General features: G+C 46.9%; 14 protein-coding genes, 1 rRNA gene and 1 riboswitch. Of the genes, 9 read left to right on the forward strand and 6 right to left on the reverse strand.

Annotated features, from left to right (window positions below):
• Positions 1-173 precede the first annotated feature (173 nt).
• From rrf to metH, 3 genes are all read left to right on the forward strand, one after another.
• Positions 174-289 (forward strand): 5S ribosomal RNA (rrf, locus tag GVI43_RS04030).
• A 271-nt stretch (positions 290-560) separates the two neighbouring features.
• Positions 561-1,490, forward strand: a complete 930-nt coding sequence (gene metA / locus GVI43_RS04035; RefSeq protein WP_159565473.1) for a homoserine O-acetyltransferase MetA — start codon at positions 561-563, stop codon at positions 1,488-1,490.
• Positions 1,491-1,593: 103 nt separating this feature from the next.
• On the forward strand, positions 1,594-5,274 hold the full coding sequence (gene metH / locus GVI43_RS04040; protein ID WP_159565474.1) for a methionine synthase: 3,681 nt from the start codon (positions 1,594-1,596) through the stop codon (positions 5,272-5,274).
• Positions 5,275-5,341: 67 nt separating this feature from the next.
• Here the strand turns inward: metH and GVI43_RS04045 are convergent, their stop codons facing one another.
• Genes GVI43_RS04045 through GVI43_RS04055 form a run of 3 tightly spaced genes read right to left on the reverse strand, consistent with a single transcriptional unit; the run spans position 5,342 to position 8,548 of the window.
• Positions 5,342-6,355, reverse strand: coding sequence for a D-threonate 4-phosphate dehydrogenase (locus GVI43_RS04045; RefSeq protein ID WP_425482124.1), 1,014 nt, complete (start codon positions 6,353-6,355; stop codon positions 5,342-5,344).
• On the reverse strand, positions 6,315-7,595 hold the full coding sequence (gene dtnK / locus GVI43_RS04050) for a D-threonate kinase (RefSeq protein WP_159565476.1): 1,281 nt from the start codon (positions 7,593-7,595) through the stop codon (positions 6,315-6,317). Before dtnK ends, GVI43_RS04045 begins: the two co-directional genes overlap by 41 nt.
• A complete protein-coding gene (locus tag GVI43_RS04055; protein ID WP_159565477.1) occupies positions 7,592-8,548 on the reverse strand; it encodes a 2-keto-3-deoxygluconate permease 1 in 957 nt (318 codons plus the stop codon). Before GVI43_RS04055 ends, dtnK begins: the two co-directional genes overlap by 4 nt.
• A 403-nt stretch (positions 8,549-8,951) precedes the next feature.
• On the opposite strand from GVI43_RS04055, the gene GVI43_RS04060 reads away from it, so the two are divergent.
• Complete coding sequence (locus tag GVI43_RS04060; protein ID WP_159565478.1) at positions 8,952-9,710, forward strand: DeoR/GlpR family DNA-binding transcription regulator; 759 nt, start codon at positions 8,952-8,954, stop codon at positions 9,708-9,710.
• A 73-nt stretch (positions 9,711-9,783) separates the two neighbouring features.
• On the opposite strand, the gene GVI43_RS04065 is transcribed toward GVI43_RS04060, so the two are convergent.
• Both GVI43_RS04065 and lysC read right to left on the reverse strand, forming a co-directional pair.
• Positions 9,784-11,238: a DASS family sodium-coupled anion symporter gene (locus GVI43_RS04065; protein WP_159565479.1), complete on the reverse strand. Its 1,455-nt coding sequence runs from the start codon at positions 11,236-11,238 to the stop codon at positions 9,784-9,786.
• A gap of 391 nt (positions 11,239-11,629) precedes the next feature.
• Complete coding sequence (gene lysC, locus GVI43_RS04070; RefSeq protein WP_159565480.1) at positions 11,630-12,979, reverse strand: lysine-sensitive aspartokinase 3; 1,350 nt, start codon at positions 12,977-12,979, stop codon at positions 11,630-11,632.
• 112 nt (positions 12,980-13,091) lie between these two features.
• Positions 13,092-13,356, reverse strand: a riboswitch (Lysine riboswitch).
• Positions 13,357-13,891: 535 nt separating this feature from the next.
• Here lysC and pgi point away from each other — a divergent pair.
• The 4 genes from pgi to ubiA all read left to right on the forward strand — a co-directional run bounded on the left by pgi (position 13,892) and on the right by ubiA (position 17,550).
• Entirely contained in the window at positions 13,892-15,535 is a 1,644-nt protein-coding gene (gene pgi / locus GVI43_RS04075; RefSeq protein WP_159565860.1) for a glucose-6-phosphate isomerase, read from the forward strand.
• 78 nt (positions 15,536-15,613) lie between these two features.
• Positions 15,614-16,021 (forward strand): phosphate-starvation-inducible protein PsiE, encoded by a 408-nt coding sequence (gene psiE, locus GVI43_RS04080; RefSeq protein ID WP_159565481.1) that lies wholly within the window; start codon positions 15,614-15,616, stop codon positions 16,019-16,021.
• A gap of 149 nt (positions 16,022-16,170) precedes the next feature.
• The gene (gene ubiC / locus GVI43_RS04085; RefSeq protein ID WP_159565482.1) at positions 16,171-16,677 is read left to right on the forward strand and encodes a chorismate lyase; all 507 of its coding nucleotides are present in this window, start codon (positions 16,171-16,173) and stop codon (positions 16,675-16,677) included.
• A 12-nt stretch (positions 16,678-16,689) separates the two neighbouring features.
• On the forward strand, positions 16,690-17,550 hold the full coding sequence (ubiA, locus tag GVI43_RS04090; RefSeq protein WP_425482119.1) for a 4-hydroxybenzoate octaprenyltransferase: 861 nt from the start codon (positions 16,690-16,692) through the stop codon (positions 17,548-17,550).
• A gap of 78 nt (positions 17,551-17,628) precedes the next feature.
• Here the strand turns inward: ubiA and plsB are convergent, their stop codons facing one another.
• Entirely contained in the window at positions 17,629-20,079 is a 2,451-nt protein-coding gene (plsB, locus tag GVI43_RS04095) for a glycerol-3-phosphate 1-O-acyltransferase PlsB (RefSeq protein ID WP_159565483.1), read from the reverse strand.
• Positions 20,080-20,203: 124 nt separating this feature from the next.
• Between plsB and GVI43_RS04100 the strand changes: the two genes are divergently transcribed.
• Entirely contained in the window at positions 20,204-20,569 is a 366-nt protein-coding gene (locus tag GVI43_RS04100; RefSeq protein WP_159565484.1) for a diacylglycerol kinase, read from the forward strand.
• The last annotated feature ends 90 nt before the right edge of the window (positions 20,570-20,659 follow it).

Raw genomic sequence — 20,659 nt, forward strand, 5'->3', positions numbered from 1 at the left:
GTGTAAGCGTAGCGATACGTTGAGCTAACCAGTACTAATGAACCGTGAGGCTTAACCTTACAACACCCAAGGTGTTTTGGGTGAGATTGAAGAGACGAAGACGAATTTCAGCGAAGTTTTGGATTGAGATTGATGGTTATACGCAGGTATAACGGTTGATGAAACGGAATATGCCTGGCGGCAATAGCGCGGTGGTCCCACCTGACCCCATGCCGAACTCAGAAGTGAAACGCCGTAGCGCCGATGGTAGTGTGGGGTCTCCCCATGCGAGAGTAGGGAACTGCCAGGCTTTAATTAAACGGATAAGCCCTCTGCGAAAGCAGAGGGCTTTTTCTATGGAATTTTTTAATCAAATTGACCTTAATGACAACTATTCTGGCTATAGCGTTATTAACCTCCAGCCCTATATACCCTCTGTTATCCTTCATTTTTTCAAACTCATTTATTGATTATAAGCAAATAGCAAATTATCGAATTTCTGGCTCGACACGTCATGTAAAAAACGCTATTGTTGGCTATCTAGAAGTCTAAACGTATAAATGGATATTGAGGAATAAGTAATGCCGATTCGTATACCTGATGAGCTACCTGCCGTTAACGTCTTACGTGAAGAGAACGTTTTTGTGATGACCTCTACGCGCGCCAGTCATCAGGATATTCGTCCGCTTAAAGTTCTCGTACTTAACCTCATGCCTAAAAAAATTGAGACTGAAAATCAGTTTTTGCGCTTGCTATCAAACTCGTCTCTACAGATCGATATTCAGCTACTGAGAATTGATAACCATGAGTCGAAGAATACGCCGAGTGAGCACCTGAATAATTTCTACTGCAATTTTGAGGATATTCAGGACCAAAACTTCGACGGGCTTATCGTTACCGGGGCACCATTAGGATTAGTGGAATTTGATGATGTTGCCTACTGGCCGCAGATCGCACAGGTTATTGATTGGGCAAAAGAGCACGTCACTTCTACTCTATTTGTTTGTTGGGCGGTTCAGGCCGCGCTGAATATATTGTATGGTTTGCCTAAATTAACGTTGAAAGAGAAACTGTCAGGGGTATATACACATAAGATCTTACAGCCACAGGCCCCGTTAACCCGCGGTTTTGACGATCAATTTCTAGCGCCGCACTCTCGTCATGCTCATTTTCCCACCGACTATATCCGTGAGCATACCGATCTGGATATTCTGGCAGAATCAGACGTAGCCGGTGCCTACCTTTTTGCCAGTCACGACCGCCGAATGGCGTTTGTAACCGGGCATCCTGAGTACGATGCAACGACACTTGCCGGTGAATACTTTCGGGATCGTGAAGCCGGGTTAAATCCTAAACTGCCGCTCAACTACTTTCCTCAGAATAATCCGGATTTGCATCCGAGCGCCACGTGGCGTAGCCATGGGCATTTGCTATTTAACAACTGGCTTAACTACTTCGTATATCAAATTACGCCTTACGATTTACGCCAGATGAATCCGACGCTAGATTAATTTTTAGACATAGCTAATGTCAAAACATAGCCTATGTTGTAATCTTATTATTCAGATAGTTATGCCTGATTTCTGCAAGCAGCTTTGTTAAGAGATAAACCGGATGAGCAAAATAGAACAATTACGCCAGCAGCTAGCGAAACGCATTATGCTTCTCGATGGTGGTATGGGAACCATGATCCAAAGCTACAAACTAAGCGAAGAAGATTACCGGGGAACACGTTTTTCTGACTGGCAAAGCGATCTGAAAGGGAATAATGATCTATTGGTGCTGACTCAGCCTGAGATTATTTCGGCTATTCATAACGCTTATCTGGAAGCTGGCGCTGATATTTTAGAGACCAACACGTTTAACTCCACGACGATAGCGATGGCTGATTACCATATGGAATCACTGTCGGCTGAAATTAACTATGAAGGCGCTCGTTTGGCTCGAGCCTGCGCCGATGAATGGACAGCCCGAACTCCCGATAAACCGCGCTACGTGGCCGGTATTCTCGGACCAACTAATCGTACGGCTTCAATCTCTCCGGACGTTAACGATCCTGCATTTCGCAACGTTACTTTTGACCTGCTGGTTGAAGCCTATCGAGAATCCACCCGCGCCTTAGTCAAAGGCGGGGTGGATATCATTATGATTGAAACCATTTTTGATACCCTGAATGCCAAAGCGGCGACCTTTGCTGTGGAAACTGAGTTTGAGGCATTGGGCGTTGAACTGCCGATCATGATTTCTGGTACTATTACCGATGCCTCTGGCCGAACTTTATCCGGTCAGACGACGGAAGCCTTCTATAACTCTCTGCGCCACGTTAGGCCGCTTTCATTTGGCCTGAACTGTGCGCTGGGTCCTGATGAACTACGTCAGTATGTTGCTGAGCTTTCCCGCATATCTGAATACTCGGTTTCTGTTCACCCTAATGCCGGTTTACCCAACGCTTTTGGTGAATATGATTTAGGTCCTGAGGACATGGCGGTTCAAATTGGAGAATGGGCGCGGTCAGGTTTTCTGAATATTGTCGGTGGCTGCTGTGGCACAACTCCGGCTCATATAGCGGCTATTGCGCGAAAATTAGAGGGTGTAGCTCCGCGCGCATTACCCGATATTCCCGTGGCCTGTCGGCTGGCAGGCCTTGAACCTCTAACGATTGATGCCAATACGCTTTTTGTCAACGTGGGTGAACGTACTAACGTAACCGGTTCGGCTCGCTTTAAGCGCCTCATAAAAGAAGAAAAATATGGGGAAGCATTAGACGTTGCGCTACAGCAGGTTGCAAGCGGCGCTCAGATTATCGATATCAATATGGATGAAGGCATGTTGGATGCCGAAGCTGCCATGGTGCGCTTTCTGAATCTGATAGCCGGTGAGCCTGATATTGCCCGGGTTCCCATTATGATCGATTCATCAAAGTGGGACGTTATTGAGAAAGGGCTAAAGTGTATTCAGGGCAAAGGCATCGTTAACTCTATTTCGATGAAAGAGGGCAAAGACAAGTTTATTCAACAGGCTAAGCTGGTTCGTCGCTACGGTGCGGCGATGGTGGTGATGGCGTTTGATGAAGACGGTCAGGCCGATACCCGCGAACGTAAAATTGAAATCTGCCGCCGGGCTTATCGCATATTGACTGAAGAGGTTGGCTTTCCGCCGGAAGATATTATCTTTGATCCGAATATTTTCGCCGTGGCCACCGGTATTGAACAACATAACAACTACGCCGTTGATTTTATTGAAGCCTGTGCGGATATTAAACGTGAACTTCCCCACGCTTTAATTTCAGGCGGAGTCTCTAACGTCTCGTTTTCATTTCGCGGTAACGACTCGGTACGCGAAGCCATTCACGCCGTATTTCTCTATTACGCCATCAAAAATGGCATGGACATGGGGATAGTGAACGCCGGGCAATTAGCTATTTACGACGATCTCCCCGCTGACCTTAAACAAGCCGTTGAAGACGTTGTACTTAACCGCCGGGCCGACGGTACTGAGCGGTTGCTGGATATAGCAGAAAAATACCGTAGTACTGGTAATGATGGTGAAATCGAAAAGCAGCAGGCCGAGTGGCGCGGCTGGCCTGTAGTAAAACGGCTTGAATATGCGCTGGTTAAAGGGATTACCGAATTTATTGAGCTGGATACAGAAGAGGCCCGCAAGCAGGCCACTTTACCTTTGGAAGTGATCGAAGGGCCACTCATGGCCGGCATGAACATTGTCGGCGATCTGTTTGGCGAAGGTAAAATGTTCCTGCCTCAGGTAGTCAAATCAGCACGCGTTATGAAGCAAGCGGTAGCTTATTTACAGCCGTATATTGAAGCCAGTAAACAGCAGGGAACGGCTGCCGGTAAGATTTTATTGGCTACGGTAAAAGGCGATGTTCACGACATAGGCAAGAATATCGTTGGCGTGGTGCTTCAATGTAATAACTACGAAATTATTGATCTCGGGGTTATGGTTTCAACCGAGAAAATCCTTAAAACTGCCCGGGAAGAGAAGGTCGATATTATTGGGTTATCCGGTTTGATTACGCCATCCCTTGACGAGATGGTTAACGTAGCGAAAGAGATGGAACGACAGGGGTTCACCCTACCATTGCTGATTGGCGGCGCAACAACGTCTAAAGCCCACACTGCCGTTAAGATTGAGCAGAACTACAGCGGTCCTACGATATACGTGCAAAATGCTTCGCGTAGCGTAGGCGTTTGCTCCGCGCTGATTTCTGACGCTCAACGAGACGATTTTGTCACCCGTACGCGCAAAGAGTATGAGACCGTTCGTATTCAGCATGCGCGTAAAAAGCCAAGATCGGCTCCGATAACCCTTGAAGCAGCCCGAGCTAACGGTTGGGAATGCAACTGGCATGAATATACTCCGCCAGTCGCGAAGAATTTAGGCGTGCGTAAGGTGGAAGCCTCTATTGATACGCTTCGGCGCTATATCGACTGGACGCCGTTCTTTATGACCTGGTCGCTGGCTGGCAAATACCCGAAAATCTTAGAAGATGAAATTGTTGGTGAAGAGGCCAAGCGGCTGTTTGCGGATGCTAATGCATTATTGGATTTATTGGCTAAAAATAACCGGCTGAATCCACGCGGTATTATGGGGATCTTCCCTGCTAACCGGGTTGGGGATGACGTTCAGGTGTATGCAGACGAAACTCGCAGTGACATTCTGCTCACCGGGCATCATCTGCGCCAGCAAACAGAAAAGAGCGATTTTCCCAACTATTGTCTGGCCGATTTTGTTGCGCCAAAGAGTAGCGGAAAAGCGGATTATTTGGGCGCGTTTGCCGTTACCGGTGGCTTAGAAGAAGATGCGTTGGCCGATGCTTTTGATGCTCAGCATGATGATTATAATAAGATCATGCTCAAAGCGCTGGCCGACCGCTTAGCTGAAGGTTTTGCTGAATATCTGCACCAGCAGGTGCGTAAAGAAATTTGGGGCTATGCCGTAGATGAAAACTTATCAAATGATGACCTGATTCGTGAAAACTATCAGGGGATTCGCCCTGCTCCTGGCTATGCCGCCTGCCCTGAGCATACTGAGAAAGCGGCTATTTGGCAGCTATTAAACGTTGAGCAGCAGATTGGTATGAAACTCACCGAGTCGTATGCCATGTGGCCAGGCGCTTCCGTTTCCGGTTGGTACTTCAGTCATCCTGACAGCAAGTACTTTGCCGTGGCCCAGATTCAGCGGGATCAGGTTGAGAGTTATGCTAAGCGTAAAGGGATGAGTATCTCTGATGTGGAACGCTGGTTGGCACCCAACTTGGGCTACGATGCGAATTGATTGGCGGGATTAACGTAGTCTGATTATGTTGCTTGTATCAGACTACGTTTTATCCGTATGCCTATTGCTATGCTAGCTTTATTGCTAACTTGATTGCGGTAGCCATACTGTCAGCGTTGGCTTTTCCTGTCCATGCTATATCGAATGCGGTTCCATGATCTGCTGATGTCCGAATAAACGGTAATCCCGCAGTTATATTCACTCCGTCATAGAAACCGAGTAGCTTCAGCGGAATATGTCCCTGATCGTGATACATAGCGACAACCATATCGTATAGGCCTTCATGGGCCTGCAGGAATACGATATCCGGTGGGCATGGGCCATGTACGTCCAGGCCCTGTTGCTGCATGGTTTTAACCGCAGGACTAACGATATTAATCTCTTCATCACCGAACAGGCCATTTTCTCCCGCATGTGGATTAACGCCAGCCACGGCAATTCGAGGGTTATCAAAACCAACGCGCTTCAGGAAGGTATTAGCAATATTGACGACGGTCTTTATTCTGTCCTGATTCAGCGTGTCGAGGAATTTCCGTAGTGATATGTGGGTCGAAACATGGATCACTTTCAGTTTGTCGGTATAAAGTACCATCGCGTAGTCGCTGCTGTGAGTCAGCGTAGCTAACAGTTCAGTATGCCCGGGGTACATGTGGCCCGCCATATGCATGGCTTCTTTATTCAACGGTGCCGTTGCGATCGCATGGACTTCTCCGGCCTGCGCCAATTCAGCGGCGCGTTTTACGCAACGGTAGGCTAAATCACCTGCCTGAGCCTGAACTTTACCTGAAACTAATGACGCCGGTTGAGCCAAAGGCTCATCGAGAACGTGAATCACGTTGGGCGAAAAATGCGCGTCTGAAACCTGATGAATTTCCTTCAGCTCAACGGGAGGCGTAATGCCTAATGCCTGAATACGTTTTAGCGTTTGTAGGCAGCCAATAACGACGGCAGGAATGCCTGCTAGTTCACCTTCCGACATTGCCTTGATGATAATTTCCGGGCCGATACCGGCTGGATCTCCCATCGTGATGGCAATTATTTTACTTTTCACTGTACATCTCCTCGATAAAATAAAGTGCATCACGCAATGTGCCCGCTGCACCGAATCCTCCAGCCTTAGTAATTACAGGCAAATCATCTATTTCACTGTTAACAAAGGTACCGCATGGTACGCATGGCGCGACTTCGCTAATAATGCGATATCCTTCAGCATTAAGAGCTCTGGCTACAGCAATAGCAATATCGCCGCCCGTCAAGAACAGACCACCAATCTGTGACTCCCCAATGACCTCGAGAGTTATCTGACCGAGTACAGCACTGATTTTGTCGCCCAATTGCTGACGAGAAAGATCATAATCGGTGCAAAGTTTATCAATCATCAACCGTGCATCTGCATCCTTGCAGGTTCGCAATACGCAGTGCTGATTTTGATGTAATACCACTAGCGCTTTTTCAATAAGCGTCTTTATTGTTTTTTGTGAGTCGGCCTGTAGCAGCGATTCCACATCGACATCCACGATACCCAGCGAGTTTTCTTTGACCGCTACGTTTATCTGATTGCGCGTCACTTCACTCATCGAACCCGCAACGACCAAGACGGGCAACCGTTTTTTGGGGGTAAGATAGCTGGCCGTAGGTAGCGCATTAGCCAATCCGGCAGCCCCAACTAAGAGATAGGGCATTGCCATTTCAGATAGCGTATGGGCGATCAGCGCCAAATCATTTTCAACTTCTGCATCAGCAATGATGATGCAACGTTCTTTCAAGCCTAACTCGTTTAGCGACTGTAACAGCGCGCCGCTACGAACGGTTTCAAGATTTATTTCATGGATTGGATACTGGCTTTGCATGCCAATCAGCGTCTTAATATGCGAAGACACGATTGGCGTTTTTGGATCGTTGGCAAATTCGGTTTCAAGCAGCGGCACGTTATTGACCAGACATTGACCATTAATGGTTGTTCTGCCCGCAGCGGGTATTGCCGCTGCGACTAACGCTATTTGTACGCTACTGATGTTCATTGCCGCATCAATTTCGGCCCCGACGTTGCCACGAAACGTTGAATCTATTTTTTTATAAATTAACGGGTTATTAGCCGGATCCGTTTTTGAACAAAAAACAGAAAGTGCATCATGAACTTTTTTCGCTGCTGCTTGCGCATTCAGCGCCCGGCTTTCTGTATTAATAACCTGTACATCTGCTCGTTTAGATGGTTTATCTACTTGATTCAACATGACTTCGGTTCTGGCTCCCTTTTTGGCCAGCTGAACGCCGGTGTCATTTGCACCAGTAAAGTCATCTGCAATTACGACTATTTTCATGCGTTATTCTCTTTAGCCGCCGCCATGCGCGCATTACGTTTTGCTACCCATGAAGTCAAAATTGGTGTGAGAATCGCGGTTGTTATTACGGACGCAGCAATCAATGGCGCTGCGGCCTGAGCGACAGCCATCAAAGATGGATCCGCTTGGGCAATGGCTAGCGGTGTGGCGACGGCATTTCCCGCGGTGCTGGATGCGGCTGCGCCAGCAATTCCTGTACCACCGGCCAGACGGTCAGCGCGAATATTAAATATTCCACCAATAAATGTTGTCAGAACGCCTAACAGAATACCGGCAAGACCACCTTGTAATAGCATTTCAAGGTTGATGCCTGCACCTAGAGCAAAGGCGAAGAAAGGAATCAGGAGTGGGCCACCTTTTGTCAGAAAATCGCGCATCATAGGATCTAAATTACCTAGCACCATTCCTACAATCAGAGGTATCAGAACTGCGACTAAGGCCATTCCTGGAATGTTAGCCATTCCCGCAGCTCCCAGCGCAATCATGGTGAAGAAAGGACCGTCGTTTAATGAAAGAATGGATATTGCGCCAACGTCACGTTCATTGCCAAACTCACCAACCAGCGCAGCATAAAGGCCGCCATTAGAGTTACTCATAGCGGCAATAATAGCTAAACCACTTAGACCAAAAATGCCACTGGACCCAAACAGATGTTCAACACCAAGGCCTAGTGCAATAGCAACCAATAGTTTTGTTAATGTGATCGTTCCGCCTTGTAATATGGCGCGTGGGGCCGCTTTAACACTAATTCCTGCGCCCATGCACAATAAGAACGCACCAATTAGCGGTGCGGCTCCATTTTTAAATAGTGCGGTAGTAAAACCACCAATACTAAATACTTCTGGTGCAAATGTATTAATCACTGCTCCAAGGATTAAAGGGACCACCATCATGCCCCCAGGAATTTTCTCTATTGTCTTTTTAATATTCATTTTTATAGTTATCCGAATTGATTTTTAATAGTCATGGTGATTATATTCAATCAAAATGGAAAGACCGAGATCTGGCTCCCATATTTACTATAAAATTGCCCATATGGATTTCTGTTTCCAATAATAAATTGATTATATTAGATTTTATTTTCCGTTTTGATTGTTGGTTTCATTGTTGATTTTAATTGATATTTTTCTAGATATGATAATAAATAGTCATTTCCACGAGGCTGATATTGAACAACGTTGGGATGAAAAGACGATAGGTATTTTCGCTAAACAAGAGGCTAAGTTAGAGAATTTAACCGCTTGATATAGCATGGACAGAAAAAGGAAAGTCTGAGAATATGGAAGAATCTATTCAATTAGCCATATAGCTTGCCTGATATTACGTTAAGGGATCATGAAGGGACAAAACCGCTTAGACCAGATTATGAACTATCTGAAAGGGCACAATCTGGTTACTGTTGAAGAATTGGTCACGGCTATCGATGCCTCTGCGGCAACTATTCGGCGCGATCTGATAAAGCTCGATGAACAAGGCGTAATCAGCCGTACTCATGGCGGCGTTACGCTCAATCGATTTATTCCTTCTCAGCCAACGACTAATGAAAAGCTTCAGCGTAATCTGGTTGAAAAAGGGGCTATTGCCGAAATAGCGGCCAAGATGGTGAAGCCTGGCGACTCTGTGGTGTTGGATGCCGGTACGACTACGCTCGAAATAGCCCACCGGTTAACTCATCTCCCGCTGCGGATAATTACGGCAGATCTGCACATTGCGCTGTTTTTTTCCGAGTTTAAACAAATTGAAGTGACCATTATTGGTGGCCGCATTGATGACAGTAGTCAGTCTTGTATTGGTGAACACGGCCGTCATCTGCTGCGACAGGTTTATCCGGATATCGCTTTTATGAGCTGTAACTCATGGAGTCTGGATAAAGGCGTCACGACGCCAACTGAAGAAAAAGCGGCAATTAAAGCGTCTATTGTGGCTAATGCTACCCGTCGGGTTTTAGTAGCTGACAGCAGTAAATACGGGAATTATTCTTTGTTTTGCGCTTATCCATTGACGCAGTTTACTGATGTCGTTACGGATTTAGCTCTGAGCCCGGATATTCAGCAGCTGCTTAGAAAGCAACCGTTTACCCTTTCGCTGGCGTAATCTTTATAGCTTGCCGGTAAGTAAAAAAAACACGTCAGAAGACGTGGTTTTTTATCGGAAAATCTCTTGGCTATTAATATAGCCCGATCGCTTTCCACCAAAGCAGGCCGAGTACCAAGAATATCGCTTGGTTAATCAGGCTAACAACAAATCCAACCCGCCACCAGGTTCCGGTTGGAACGTACCCTGCACCAAACAGGATTGGGCCTCGGGCGTGCGAGTATTGAGTTAACGAACAGTACAGGCTGCTGGTGAAAGCCAGCATCAGCGCCATTGGCATCACGGGAATATGTAAGTTAATGCCCACGCCGAGGAATACCGCATACAGTGCGGCGATTTGAGCGTTACCGCTGGCAAAGAAATAGTGGGTATAGAAATAAGCGGCATTCAGCAATACCAAGATTAGAATCCAGCTACTACCGCCCATCATGCTGCCAATATGGTCGCCGATTAAATTACCAAACCAGGTTGTGAACCCGATTTTTTTAAGCTGGTTTGCCATCATTAACAGCGCGGCGAACCAGATTAAGGTATCCCACGCGCCTTTCTCGCCTTTTACGTCTTCCCAGGTTAATACACCGCTCAACAGTAGAAATGACAGGCCGACGAATGATGCGGCGGTTGGGTCAACGCCCAATTTATCACCAAAGATCCACAGTATAAGCAGCAGAATAACCGTTGCGGTCATAATCCATTCGCTGCTGCTCATGTTGCCCATTTTAGCCAGTTCTTCTTTTGCTAACTTAGGTGCATCAGGCGTGCGCTTAATCTCAGGCTTGGTTAACCAATACACTAACAGGGGAACGATGATTAATGAGGCTAAGCAGGGAACCACGGCGGCGACAAGCCAGCTTCCCCACGTCAGAATAATGCCTTCATTGGCGGCTAATTTTACCGCTAATAGGTTACCCGTATAGGCTGTCATAAACATTGCCGCAGTAACGTCATTAACGTTACCAATACAGGTTATTAAGAAGGTACCAATTTTATTGCGTGATTCATCTTCCGGATTGGAATTAAAGCTGCGGGATAATGAGTCAGCGATAGGGTAAATAACGCCACCGCACCGGGCGGTATTACTTGGCATGGCAGGCGACAAGATCAGGTCTGCGACGGCCAGGCCATAGGCTAAGCCCAAGGTTCTTTTCCCCAACAGGCGAATCATCTGCAGCGCGATGCGACGGCCAAGCCCGGTTTTAATAAACCCTCTGGCGATCATAAAAGCAACCACGATCAGCCAGATTAATGAACTGTTCAGATCGCTGAGCGCGATGGTAATGGCGTCAACCGACGTTGTGGCTCCCGAAGCATAAGTGAGCGCAAACACGGTGATACCGATCAGGCCAACCGCCCCGATAGGCAACACTTTTGCTACGATACAGGCAATAGTTGATACGAATACGATGGCCGAATGCCATCCGGCAATGCTCAATCCTTCCGGTGGAGATATATGCCAAAGCGCCGTTGCACAAATGACGATAATAATTAGCGGTAACCAATTAACCGGAGATACATTTTTTGATACCACAAATTGTCCTTACTCTATTTAAATAGAGGTAAATTAAAGGATGCTAAGTAATAACTAACTAATAATGATTAACCTATTTTGGGTGCCGATAGAATAGACTTTTATTTATAATATTAAATATTAATATGTTTCAACATAATTCAGAGTTTATCAATTTGTCGCGGTAAGCATAAAAAAGAGGATTCTCTCTCGACTATAGCTCAGTTAACTGGTTTACGCTGAACCGGCCTGCCCGGCTGGCCAATGTTGTTATGCATCACGACGGCAATAGCCACTATAAAGCCAACGGAGGCAATATGGTTTTAGCGGCTGGCGATGTAATAGAAAAGAAAAAGCTGGCAAGTAATGAAGCGGTTACTTGCCAGCTTTAATTGGAATGGTTAATTCACGTTTATTCGAAGAGGTTGTGGTGCAGCGTTTTAATCACGTGCTCTGCATCATCGCCGGGAACTAACAGGCATAAATTATGGCTGCTGGCTCCGTAAGAAATCATGCGGATATTAAACGGTTCTAATACGCCAAATACCTCTTTACCAACGCCGCGGGCGTGCGCCAATTGATTGCCAATTAAGGCGACCAATGCCAGATTCTCTTCAACTTCAACCCGACAAAGCGCCGAGAGTTCGGTGAGCAATGCGCTAGTGAGAAGGCTTGCTCCACAGGTTGATGAACCGGCGGTGTCCAGCGTCAGGGCTATGCTGACTTCTGAGGTAGTAATCAGATCGACAGAAATATGGTGGTTGGCCAGAATATTAAAAATCTCAGCCAGAAAGCCGTGTGCGTGCAGCATACTCAGGCTGTGTAGCGTTAATAACGTCTGTTTACGGCGCAGGGCTAATGCGCGAAACAGGGGCGGTTGGCTGGTTTTGTTACACACCAATGTGCCACCGGCAGCAACATCTTTGCTGGAGCCAACAAAAACCGGGATATCGCTACGTATCGCAGGAAGCAACGTTGCCGGGTGCAGAATTTTTGCGCCGAAGGTTGCCATTTCAGCCGCTTCTTCAAAGCCAATTTCATCAATACGCTTGGCCGTGGGTACTACACGCGGATCGGTGGTATAAATTCCGGCAACATCGGTCCAGATATCAACGCGCTTAGCGCCCAGCGCTTCAGCTAACAGAGCGGCCGTATAGTCACTGCCACCGCGGCCCAGCGTGGTAGTGCGCCCTTTAGGTTCGCTGCCGATAAAGCCTTGCGTAATGACTAACGTTTGCTCTAGACGCGGCTTTAGGTGCTGCCGGCAAAGGTCTGTTAATGTGATAATGTCAGGCTCAGCTTTGCCAAAACGGTCGTTAGTGATCATCACTTTGCGAACGTCAAACCATTCGGCGTTTACGTTTCTGTTCCTGAGTAATTCAACAAACAGCAGCGTTGACATTAATTCACCGTGGCTGACTAATTCATCGGTTAATGCAGCCGATGTTGCTAAACTGGCTGCTTCAGACAGCGTGGTAATATTTTCCAGAATACGGTCAATTTCTTCCCGGACGACGTCGGAGCCGGAAACGCTATCCAGAATTTGGTATTGAATACGGCGAATTTGATCGATTTTATCCGTTCGGTCTGCGGAGCCACATCCATCGGCCAGAGCGACCAACAAATTAGTTATGCCCGCTGAAGCAGAAAGAACGACAACTTTAACGTCAGGATTAGATAGAACAACATCCGCAGAGTTATTCATGGCTACGCTGTCAGCTACGCTGGTTCCGCCAAATTTTGCAATAACTATTTGAGACATAATAAAATAATTCCTCGTGTCAGGGGGGCTATGTGGCCCTCAAAATTCATTAACCTTGGCACAAAGGAAGCGCGGTAAACAGGGGGCAGGCGTAGGTGAGACACGCTACGATACACCCAGAAGCGCCCCACCTTGTTGAGAGTCTATTCATGTGTTCCACGCAAAGACGGCCGCGTTTAGCATTCCACTGTATAAACTCTTATTCTCACAATATGTCTGTGAGCCACATTGGTGACAACCCAAGGGATTCAGCCCTTGTGGTCGACAACATTCTTGTCCGGACAGAATATTGCCTCGGCGTCGCATCCCCTTAAATGGCCTCTTAGGATTCCGGCTCCTCAGTCATTCTACCTGAGCGACGCGCCTCTTCTGGCTTATGTACGGGTACATAAGTAGGCTTTAAGAAATAGCGGGTTATGGGCTGGCTGTCAATCAGCTTTACGCGCTCGTTTTGTTATCGCTTTGCCGAAGTGCTAGTGGTTTACGCGGATTTGTATTTAATAGGTAGATAAATGATTTATAATTATCTAGTATTTTGGTGGTAGATGCTGAGATTGTCGCTGTTTCTATGATAAATATTTTTTAACTTTTCAAATAGTGTAATCCGTATATTTAGCTATCTCAGCGATAGCCGTAAAAAAATTGGTATTCCGATAGAATTCAGTATCAGCGCCGCGAGCGTTACTAAACCTGCTTAGATGAACGTTGTAAAAATGATGAATGCTGGAAAATATATCTCGCGTTTGAGCTAAATGATTCTCGGTGCTCCATACTAGGAAATCGTCTATTGAGCCATTGGCTATGGTGTTTAAAACCAGCAGACCAAAAGTTAAATAAAAGCGATTTCAATCGCAGGTGAACAGGTTACAATCGAGCTATATTCCGTTTTTATTTCATGTATAAGGGCCCATGATGAGAAATATTAATCCAACCACAACGGCTGCCTGGCAAGCGCTGGAAAAGCATTTTGAACAGATGAAAACGGTCACTATGCGTGATTTGTTTACTCAAGATAGCGAGCGCTTTAACCGTTTTTCTGCCACTTTCGATGACCAAATGCTGGTGGATTTTTCGAAGAACCGTATTTCTGACCAGACGTTAGCCCTGCTGCGCGACTTGGCTAAAGAGACCGATTTATCCGGTGCAATTAAATCGATGTTCAGCGGTGAAAAAATCAACCGGACCGAAGATCGTTCGGTGCTGCACGTTGCTTTACGTAACCGCTCTAGCACGCCAATTATGGTTGACGGCAAGGATGTGATGCCGGAAGTGAATGCCGTGCTGGCCAAAATGAAATCATTCTGCCATCGAATTATTAGCGGTGAATGGAAAGGCTTCACCGGCAAAGCTATTACTGATGTTGTAAATATCGGCATCGGTGGTTCAGATCTTGGGCCTTATATGATAACGGAAGCGTTGCGTCCTTATAAAAACCATCTGAATATGCATTTTGTCTCTAACGTTGATGCTACTCATATTGCTGAAGCACTGAAGACCCTGAACCCTGAGACTACGCTGTTCCTGATTGCGTCTAAAACGTTTACCACTCAGGAGACCATGACGAACGCGCATACTGCACGCGACTGGTTCCTCAGTGCCGGTAAAGAAAGTGACGTAGCTAAACATTTCGCCGCTTTATCGACTAACGGCAAGGCGGTGAGTGAGTTTGGTATTGATACCGCCAACATGTTTGAATTTTGGGACTGGGTGGGTGGTCGTTATTCGCTGTGGTCAGCCATTGGCCTGTCGATCGCTTTATCCGTCGGTTTCGATAATTTTGAGAAATTGCTCAGCGGCGCTCATGCCATGGACCGCCACTTTGCCGATACGCCGGTTGAAAATAATCTGCCGGTAACGCTGGCTCTGATCGGCCTCTGGTACAACAACTTCTTCGGTGCAGAAACGGAAGCGATTCTGCCGTATGACCAATATATGCACCGGTTTGCGGCCTATTTCCAACAGGGAAATATGGAGTCTAACGGTAAATGTGTCGATCGTGACGGTAACAAAGTCAGCTATCAGACCGGGCCAATCATTTGGGGCGAGCCGGGTACTAACGGTCAGCATGCGTTCTACCAGTTGATTCATCAGGGCACTAAAATGATTCCGTGTGATTTTATTGCACCGGCGTTAAGCCATAATCCGTTAAGCGATCATCACGTTAAGCTACTGTCTAACTTCTTTGCTCAGACTGAAGCTTTAGCCTTTGGTAAGAGTGCCAAAGAGGTTGAGGCTGAGTTTGCTAAGATGGGGCAAAAGCCAGAAGAGGTCGCTCATATCGTGCCTTTCAAGGCATTTGAGGGCAATCGCCCAACGAACACCATTCTGCTGCGCGAAATTACGCCATATAGCTTGGGTATGCTGATCGCGCTGTATGAGCATAAGATTTTCACTCAGGGCGCGATTATGAATATCTTTAGCTTTGACCAGTGGGGCGTAGAGTTAGGTAAGCAACTGGCGAATCGGATCCTGCCTGAACTGAAGGATGATAAACCGGTGTCGAGCCACGATGCTTCAACCAATGGACTGATTAACGCCTTTAAGCAGTGGCGATAGCTGGTTAAATCGTGCAGTGTGCGGGCTGTAGCCCCGCGCTGCCGACAAAAGTGATATAGAAGTGATATGAGAGTTATTATGCAGAACCTACAGCGCTCGACGACGGTAGCAAGAATTCTACAAACTATCCTGAACTTTGGCCTGCTGATACTGGCAGTGATTCTGATTGCCTTTCTGGGTAAAGAAACCTACGCGTTAATTCAGGTTCTATTTATCAACACCGAACAGTCTTCAACCTATTTATTGATTGAAGGCATTGTTATTTATTTCCTCTATTTTGAATTTATTGCGCTTATTATCAAATACTTCCAGTCTGGGTATCATTTCCCTCTGCGCTACTTTATTTATATCGGTATTACCGCCATTATCCGCTTAATCATCGTGGATCATAAAGATGCCGGAAGTACGCTGGTTTATTCAGGTGCAATATTAATTCTGGTTGTGGCTCTTTATTTAGCCAACACCGATCGATTAAAGCGGGAATAGCTCGCCTCTGCCATGTTATTGTCGATTTGTTATAAAATAGTTCTCAAATTGAAACCTTCGGTGTCTGTTGTGTCACTTTTTGCGATACAATAGCCACCGGTTTTATTTCGGTTATACGTTACCAATGCTGAATATATTCGGGTGTTACGATGGGAAGTAGGGCTATCTCTGTACCAAACTGGAAGGACAGATATTGGTTTTCTCCGCAGGGCTACCCTCTGAATAAATCCATCGCTGACTGGTTATTGGAAGAAGAGTCAATGACGCGTCGGTGTGAGTGTTATTGCCGTGAAGTCACTGTACAACCGCAGTTTGAAGGGTATGTGTCCGCAGAGTCTCTTGCCGGTGAAGCATCTGAATTGCCTGTAGACCAACGCTACTGGGTTCGTGAAATCTTGTTGTTTGGTGATAACATTCCCTGGCTGTGGGCCCGCACCGTGGTTCCCGAATTTACTTTATCAGGCCCGGAACTAAGCCTGAAGACATTAGGCACCACACCTCTCGGGCGCTATTTATATGCTCAGCCTGCGCTTGAACGGGACTATATTCAGATATCTTTACTGGATAGCCTGTGGGGGCGACGATCCCGGCTGCGGTTATCAGGAAAACCATTGCTGTTAACTGAAATTTTTTTACCGTCGGCACCGTTGTATTAACTGGGGGATAATGTGACTCAAAGCAAATGGCTGGCATACTGCCGTTTGATGCGTATAAACAAACCCATTGGAGCGCTGTTACTGCTTTGGCCTACCTATTGGTCTTTGTGGCTGGCAGGGCACGGAACGCCGGATATTTATATTCTGGCCATTTTCACCGTTGGCGTTTTTCTTATGCGCGCAGCAGGTTGCGTAATTAATGACTTTGCTGACCGCCATTTTGATGGCCACGTTGAGCGTACCCGCAGCCGCCCAATGCCGTGCGGCGCGGTAAGTGAAAAAGAGAGCAAAGTGCTGTTTCTGGCGCTGGTGACCGTCTCGTTTTTATTGGTATTGACCCTGAACCGCCTGACGATTGCGCTCTCTTTTGCCGCCGTGATACTCGCGTGGATATACCCGTTTATGAAGCGTTTTACCCATCTTCCTCAGGTGGTTTTGGGGATGGCATTTGGTTGGTCTATTCCCATGGCCTATGCGGCGGTGGGCAATTCGCTGCCGCTGAGCTGCTGGCTACTGCTGCTAACCAATATTTGCTGGACCGTGGTTTATGATACCCAATACGCGATGGTCGATCGCAATGACGATTTAAAAATTGGTATCAAGTCTACGGCTATTCTGTTCGGTCGTTTTGATAAGCTGATTATTGGTATACTCCAGCTGGCGACGCTGATATTGCTGGCTTTGGTGGGGTATTTAAATCATCTGGGCGGCGTTTTTTACGGGGCTCTGTTATTGGTAGCTGCGCTGTTTGTTTATCAGCAAAGGTTGATTGCCAACCGGGAGCGGAAGCAATGTTTTCAGGCCTTTATGAATAATAACTATGTCGGGCTGGTGATATTTTTAGGCTTATTGATGGCGCTGGTGCTGGAATAATAGTCCGTTGGTTTGGTCGATACGAAAAGAAAAAGCCTGAGGATCCTCAGGCTTTTTTGTGGCTTCAATCAGTGATTTTTATTCTGAGTCTGTGCCCGAAACATTAAGTTCACTGACGCTTTCTATTGTCAGCTTCACTTCAGGGGTCATTAGCTTGGCCAGCATGTCATACATTGACTGAATGTTCTCAGGGATGGCATCACCCACGTCGTTAATGTAGCCAGCGTTGCGCAAGGTCGCAACCAGCGTTGAAAATACCGCTTTATCAAAGAACTCTGGCGCATTAATACCGTGCAGAACGGACAGGCGCTGGGCTAACAGTCGGCTCTCTTTCTCCAGCATACCGCGATTAATGCTTGGATTGGTTCGCAGCAGGGAAAGCGTGATGGTATATCGCTGTAGCGTTTCCCGCACGCCTGCGGCCAGAAGCTGCAGCGTTCGGATGCGCGGCGGATTTAACGCTAATAGCCCATTTTCATGAGTACGAATAAGCTGTTGGCGCTCTAACTCGTTGGTCAAAGTTTCAAGCACTTGAGGTAATTCTTCATCGGTATAGTGCATGAAGAGTTCTTCACGCAGTAGCGGATAAATCAGACTCACCTGTTCTATCACAGCCTGACGAGATATACCGTCATGATGCATGACGATACAAGCAATTAACGACGGCAGAACCAGCATGTGATGAATATTATTGCGGTAGTAAGTCATCAGCACGGCCTGTTCACGCTGTAAAATAATAATCTCACCGGCGTTATCTTTTTCGACTTCAAACTTACTCATTTTCAGCGCATGTTCCAGCATCTCTTCCGGCGTATTGCTTGGAACAGTGGAATCCTGAGTATAAGGAACATTCTGCAATAGCTGTTGGTAACAGTCTAACTGCTCAAGCAGTTGCTCACGGGTTAAAGCGCGCTGGCGTGAGGCTAGTAGTGCCGTACAGCATAAATTCATCGCATTTGCTGCAGCCGCATTATTAATGTTAATCATTAGCTTATTGGCTATTTGATTGACCGTTGGCGTTAGCCAGCTTGGCCGCGGCGTTTCAATCGGGTCGATGGAATCCCGCCAGTTAGGCACGTTTTGGTTTAAGTGCGTCAGTAACGGGATTGGTTCACCAAAGTTCACGTAGCCCATACCGAAGTTACGCAGTCTGCGTATTGTGCGAACCACTTGCCACAGATTTTCTTTCTGCTTTGTTGCTCCGCGCAGCTCATTGGCATAAGTGCCCACTTCCATCACGTGTTCGTAGCCGACATATACCGGAACGATCGTGATAGGGCGATTTCCACCGCGCAGCATGGCCTGAATAGTCATTGCTAAGGTACCGGTTTTCGGCTCTAACAGTCTGCCGGTCCGGGAGCGTCCGCCTTCTACAAAATATTCAACGGAATAACCGCGGCTAAACAGCTCGCCTAAATATTCACGGAACACGGTGGCGTAAAGCTTGTTGCCTTTAAAGGTTCGGCGGATAAAGAAAGCGCCTAACCGGCGGAAGATAGGGCCCGCTGGCCAGAAGTTCAGGTTGATTCCTGCTGCAATATGCGGTGGTACTAACCCCTGATGATAGAGAACATAGGAGAGTAATAAGTAGTCCATATGGCTACGGTGGCAGGGAACATAGACGATACCGTGACCGTCCTGCGCTAACTGACGAACGCGCTCTGCGTTATGGACTTTAATACCTTGATAAAGCCGGTTCCAGGTCCAGCTCAGTACGCGGTCGGTGACTCTCAGCGTTTCATAGGTAAAGTTGGCAGCTATCTCTTCCATCATATCGACAGCATTTTGCTGTGCTTTAGTGATAGATATTTTTTTCGCGCTTGCCTCTTCTTCAACGGCTTTTTCAATCGCCTTAGAAGTTAATAGTTTATTAAACAGGTCTTGGCGAACCGGCAATTTGGGGCCGGTAGCGGCCAGACGTTGTCTGGCGAAGTGCATTCTGGCAACTCGGGCCAGTTTCTGGGCGATGGTTTTATCGGTACCGTGTTCATCTGCCATATAGCGCAATGAAACCGTTTGTGAGAATCGCACAAAGCTATCGCGGCCTAACCACAGCACCACAAAGAATTTCTGTATGCCGTTAAACACGCGTAGTTTAGCCGGCTCATGGCTTTCCTGACCTTCGCGCCCCGGTGAACGACCAAACATGATCGAGACCGGTACCATTTGGATATCCAGCGTCGGGTGGTTACGGTGCAGGTCTAGGTATTCGTGGAACAGCTTTACCGACTCTTCTTTTGGCGTGTAATAGTTGAACACCCGCGGCCCGTCATGAATAAAGACGTAGCGGGGGAGAAGCTGGCCGTCCATCTCAAAAGGCTCTAGCGGATCGGGTAATTCTTGTGCTAAACACTGCCCGCGCAGGGTTAGTAAGTCTGCTTTTGAGTTGTATGGCAGAACGTATAGTATGGGGCGAGTGGGATCTAATCCTAACTCCGCAATAGGATCGGAAGGAATACACTTGCTGCGAACCAGCATTTTAATTGGTATATTCAATAACTTATAGTAAAGTTTTCGCCAACCAGACATATAAATCGCCAAGCCTCTTATAGATAATGAAACGCAAGAATACCAGAACTCGCGCGAATCTGTGATGATGTGTTGTCTGATAATTGCTAAAATTGAAGAGAAACTTTCAAAGGATCCCTTTTAAATGAACAAAGCGACAGGATTTACCCGCATCATTAATGCTACCCGCTATTCTTGGAAAGGGCTGCAGGCGGCATGGAAGAACGAAGCGGCATTCAGGCAAGAAAGCCTGTTGCTTATTGTCGCTATCGTCATAGCCACATGGCTTGATGTCAGCCCGATAGAGCGAATCTTGCTAATTGGCTCAGTGGTACTGATTCTTATTTTCGAAATAATCAATAGTGCAATAGAGGCCGTTGTTGATCGTATTGGCCCGGAGCATCATGAGCTGTCCGGTCGCGCAAAAGATATGGGATCTTCCGCCGTATTAATAGCCATTTTACTGGCTCTGTTTGTCTGGTGCACCGTTATCTATAGCCATTTCTTCTGACGTAGGTCATAAAGCTGAGCTTTTAGGTTTTCATCTGGCGCATACCTGTATATACTCACAGGATAACTGTATATAAAAACAGGGTGAGGG

Source organism: Budvicia diplopodorum (assembly GCF_009800925.1).
Classification (GTDB): Bacteria; Pseudomonadota; Gammaproteobacteria; order Enterobacterales; family Enterobacteriaceae; genus Budvicia; species Budvicia diplopodorum.

Excerpts from the sequence above, each read along its gene's own strand:
- GVI43_RS04045 (WP_425482124.1), bottom strand. The coding sequence starts at position 6,355 with ATGCACTTTATTTTATCGAGGAGATGTACAGTGAAAAGTAAAATAATT.
- metA (WP_159565473.1), top strand. The coding sequence starts at position 561 with ATGCCGATTCGTATACCTGATGAGCTACCTGCCGTTAACGTCTTACGT.
- plsB (WP_159565483.1), bottom strand. The coding sequence starts at position 20,079 with ATGTCTGGTTGGCGAAAACTTTACTATAAGTTATTGAATATACCAATT.
- GVI43_RS04060 (WP_159565478.1), top strand. The coding sequence starts at position 8,952 with ATGAAGGGACAAAACCGCTTAGACCAGATTATGAACTATCTGAAAGGG.
- GVI43_RS04100 (WP_159565484.1), top strand. The coding sequence starts at position 20,204 with ATGAACAAAGCGACAGGATTTACCCGCATCATTAATGCTACCCGCTAT.
- ubiC (WP_159565482.1), top strand. The coding sequence starts at position 16,171 with ATGGGAAGTAGGGCTATCTCTGTACCAAACTGGAAGGACAGATATTGG.
- lysC (WP_159565480.1), bottom strand. The coding sequence starts at position 12,979 with ATGTCTCAAATAGTTATTGCAAAATTTGGCGGAACCAGCGTAGCTGAC.
- pgi (WP_159565860.1), top strand. The coding sequence starts at position 13,892 with ATGAGAAATATTAATCCAACCACAACGGCTGCCTGGCAAGCGCTGGAA.
- GVI43_RS04055 (WP_159565477.1), bottom strand. The coding sequence starts at position 8,548 with ATGAATATTAAAAAGACAATAGAGAAAATTCCTGGGGGCATGATGGTG.
- metH (WP_159565474.1), top strand. The coding sequence starts at position 1,594 with ATGAGCAAAATAGAACAATTACGCCAGCAGCTAGCGAAACGCATTATG.
- dtnK (WP_159565476.1), bottom strand. The coding sequence starts at position 7,595 with ATGAAAATAGTCGTAATTGCAGATGACTTTACTGGTGCAAATGACACC.
- psiE (WP_159565481.1), top strand. The coding sequence starts at position 15,614 with ATGCAGAACCTACAGCGCTCGACGACGGTAGCAAGAATTCTACAAACT.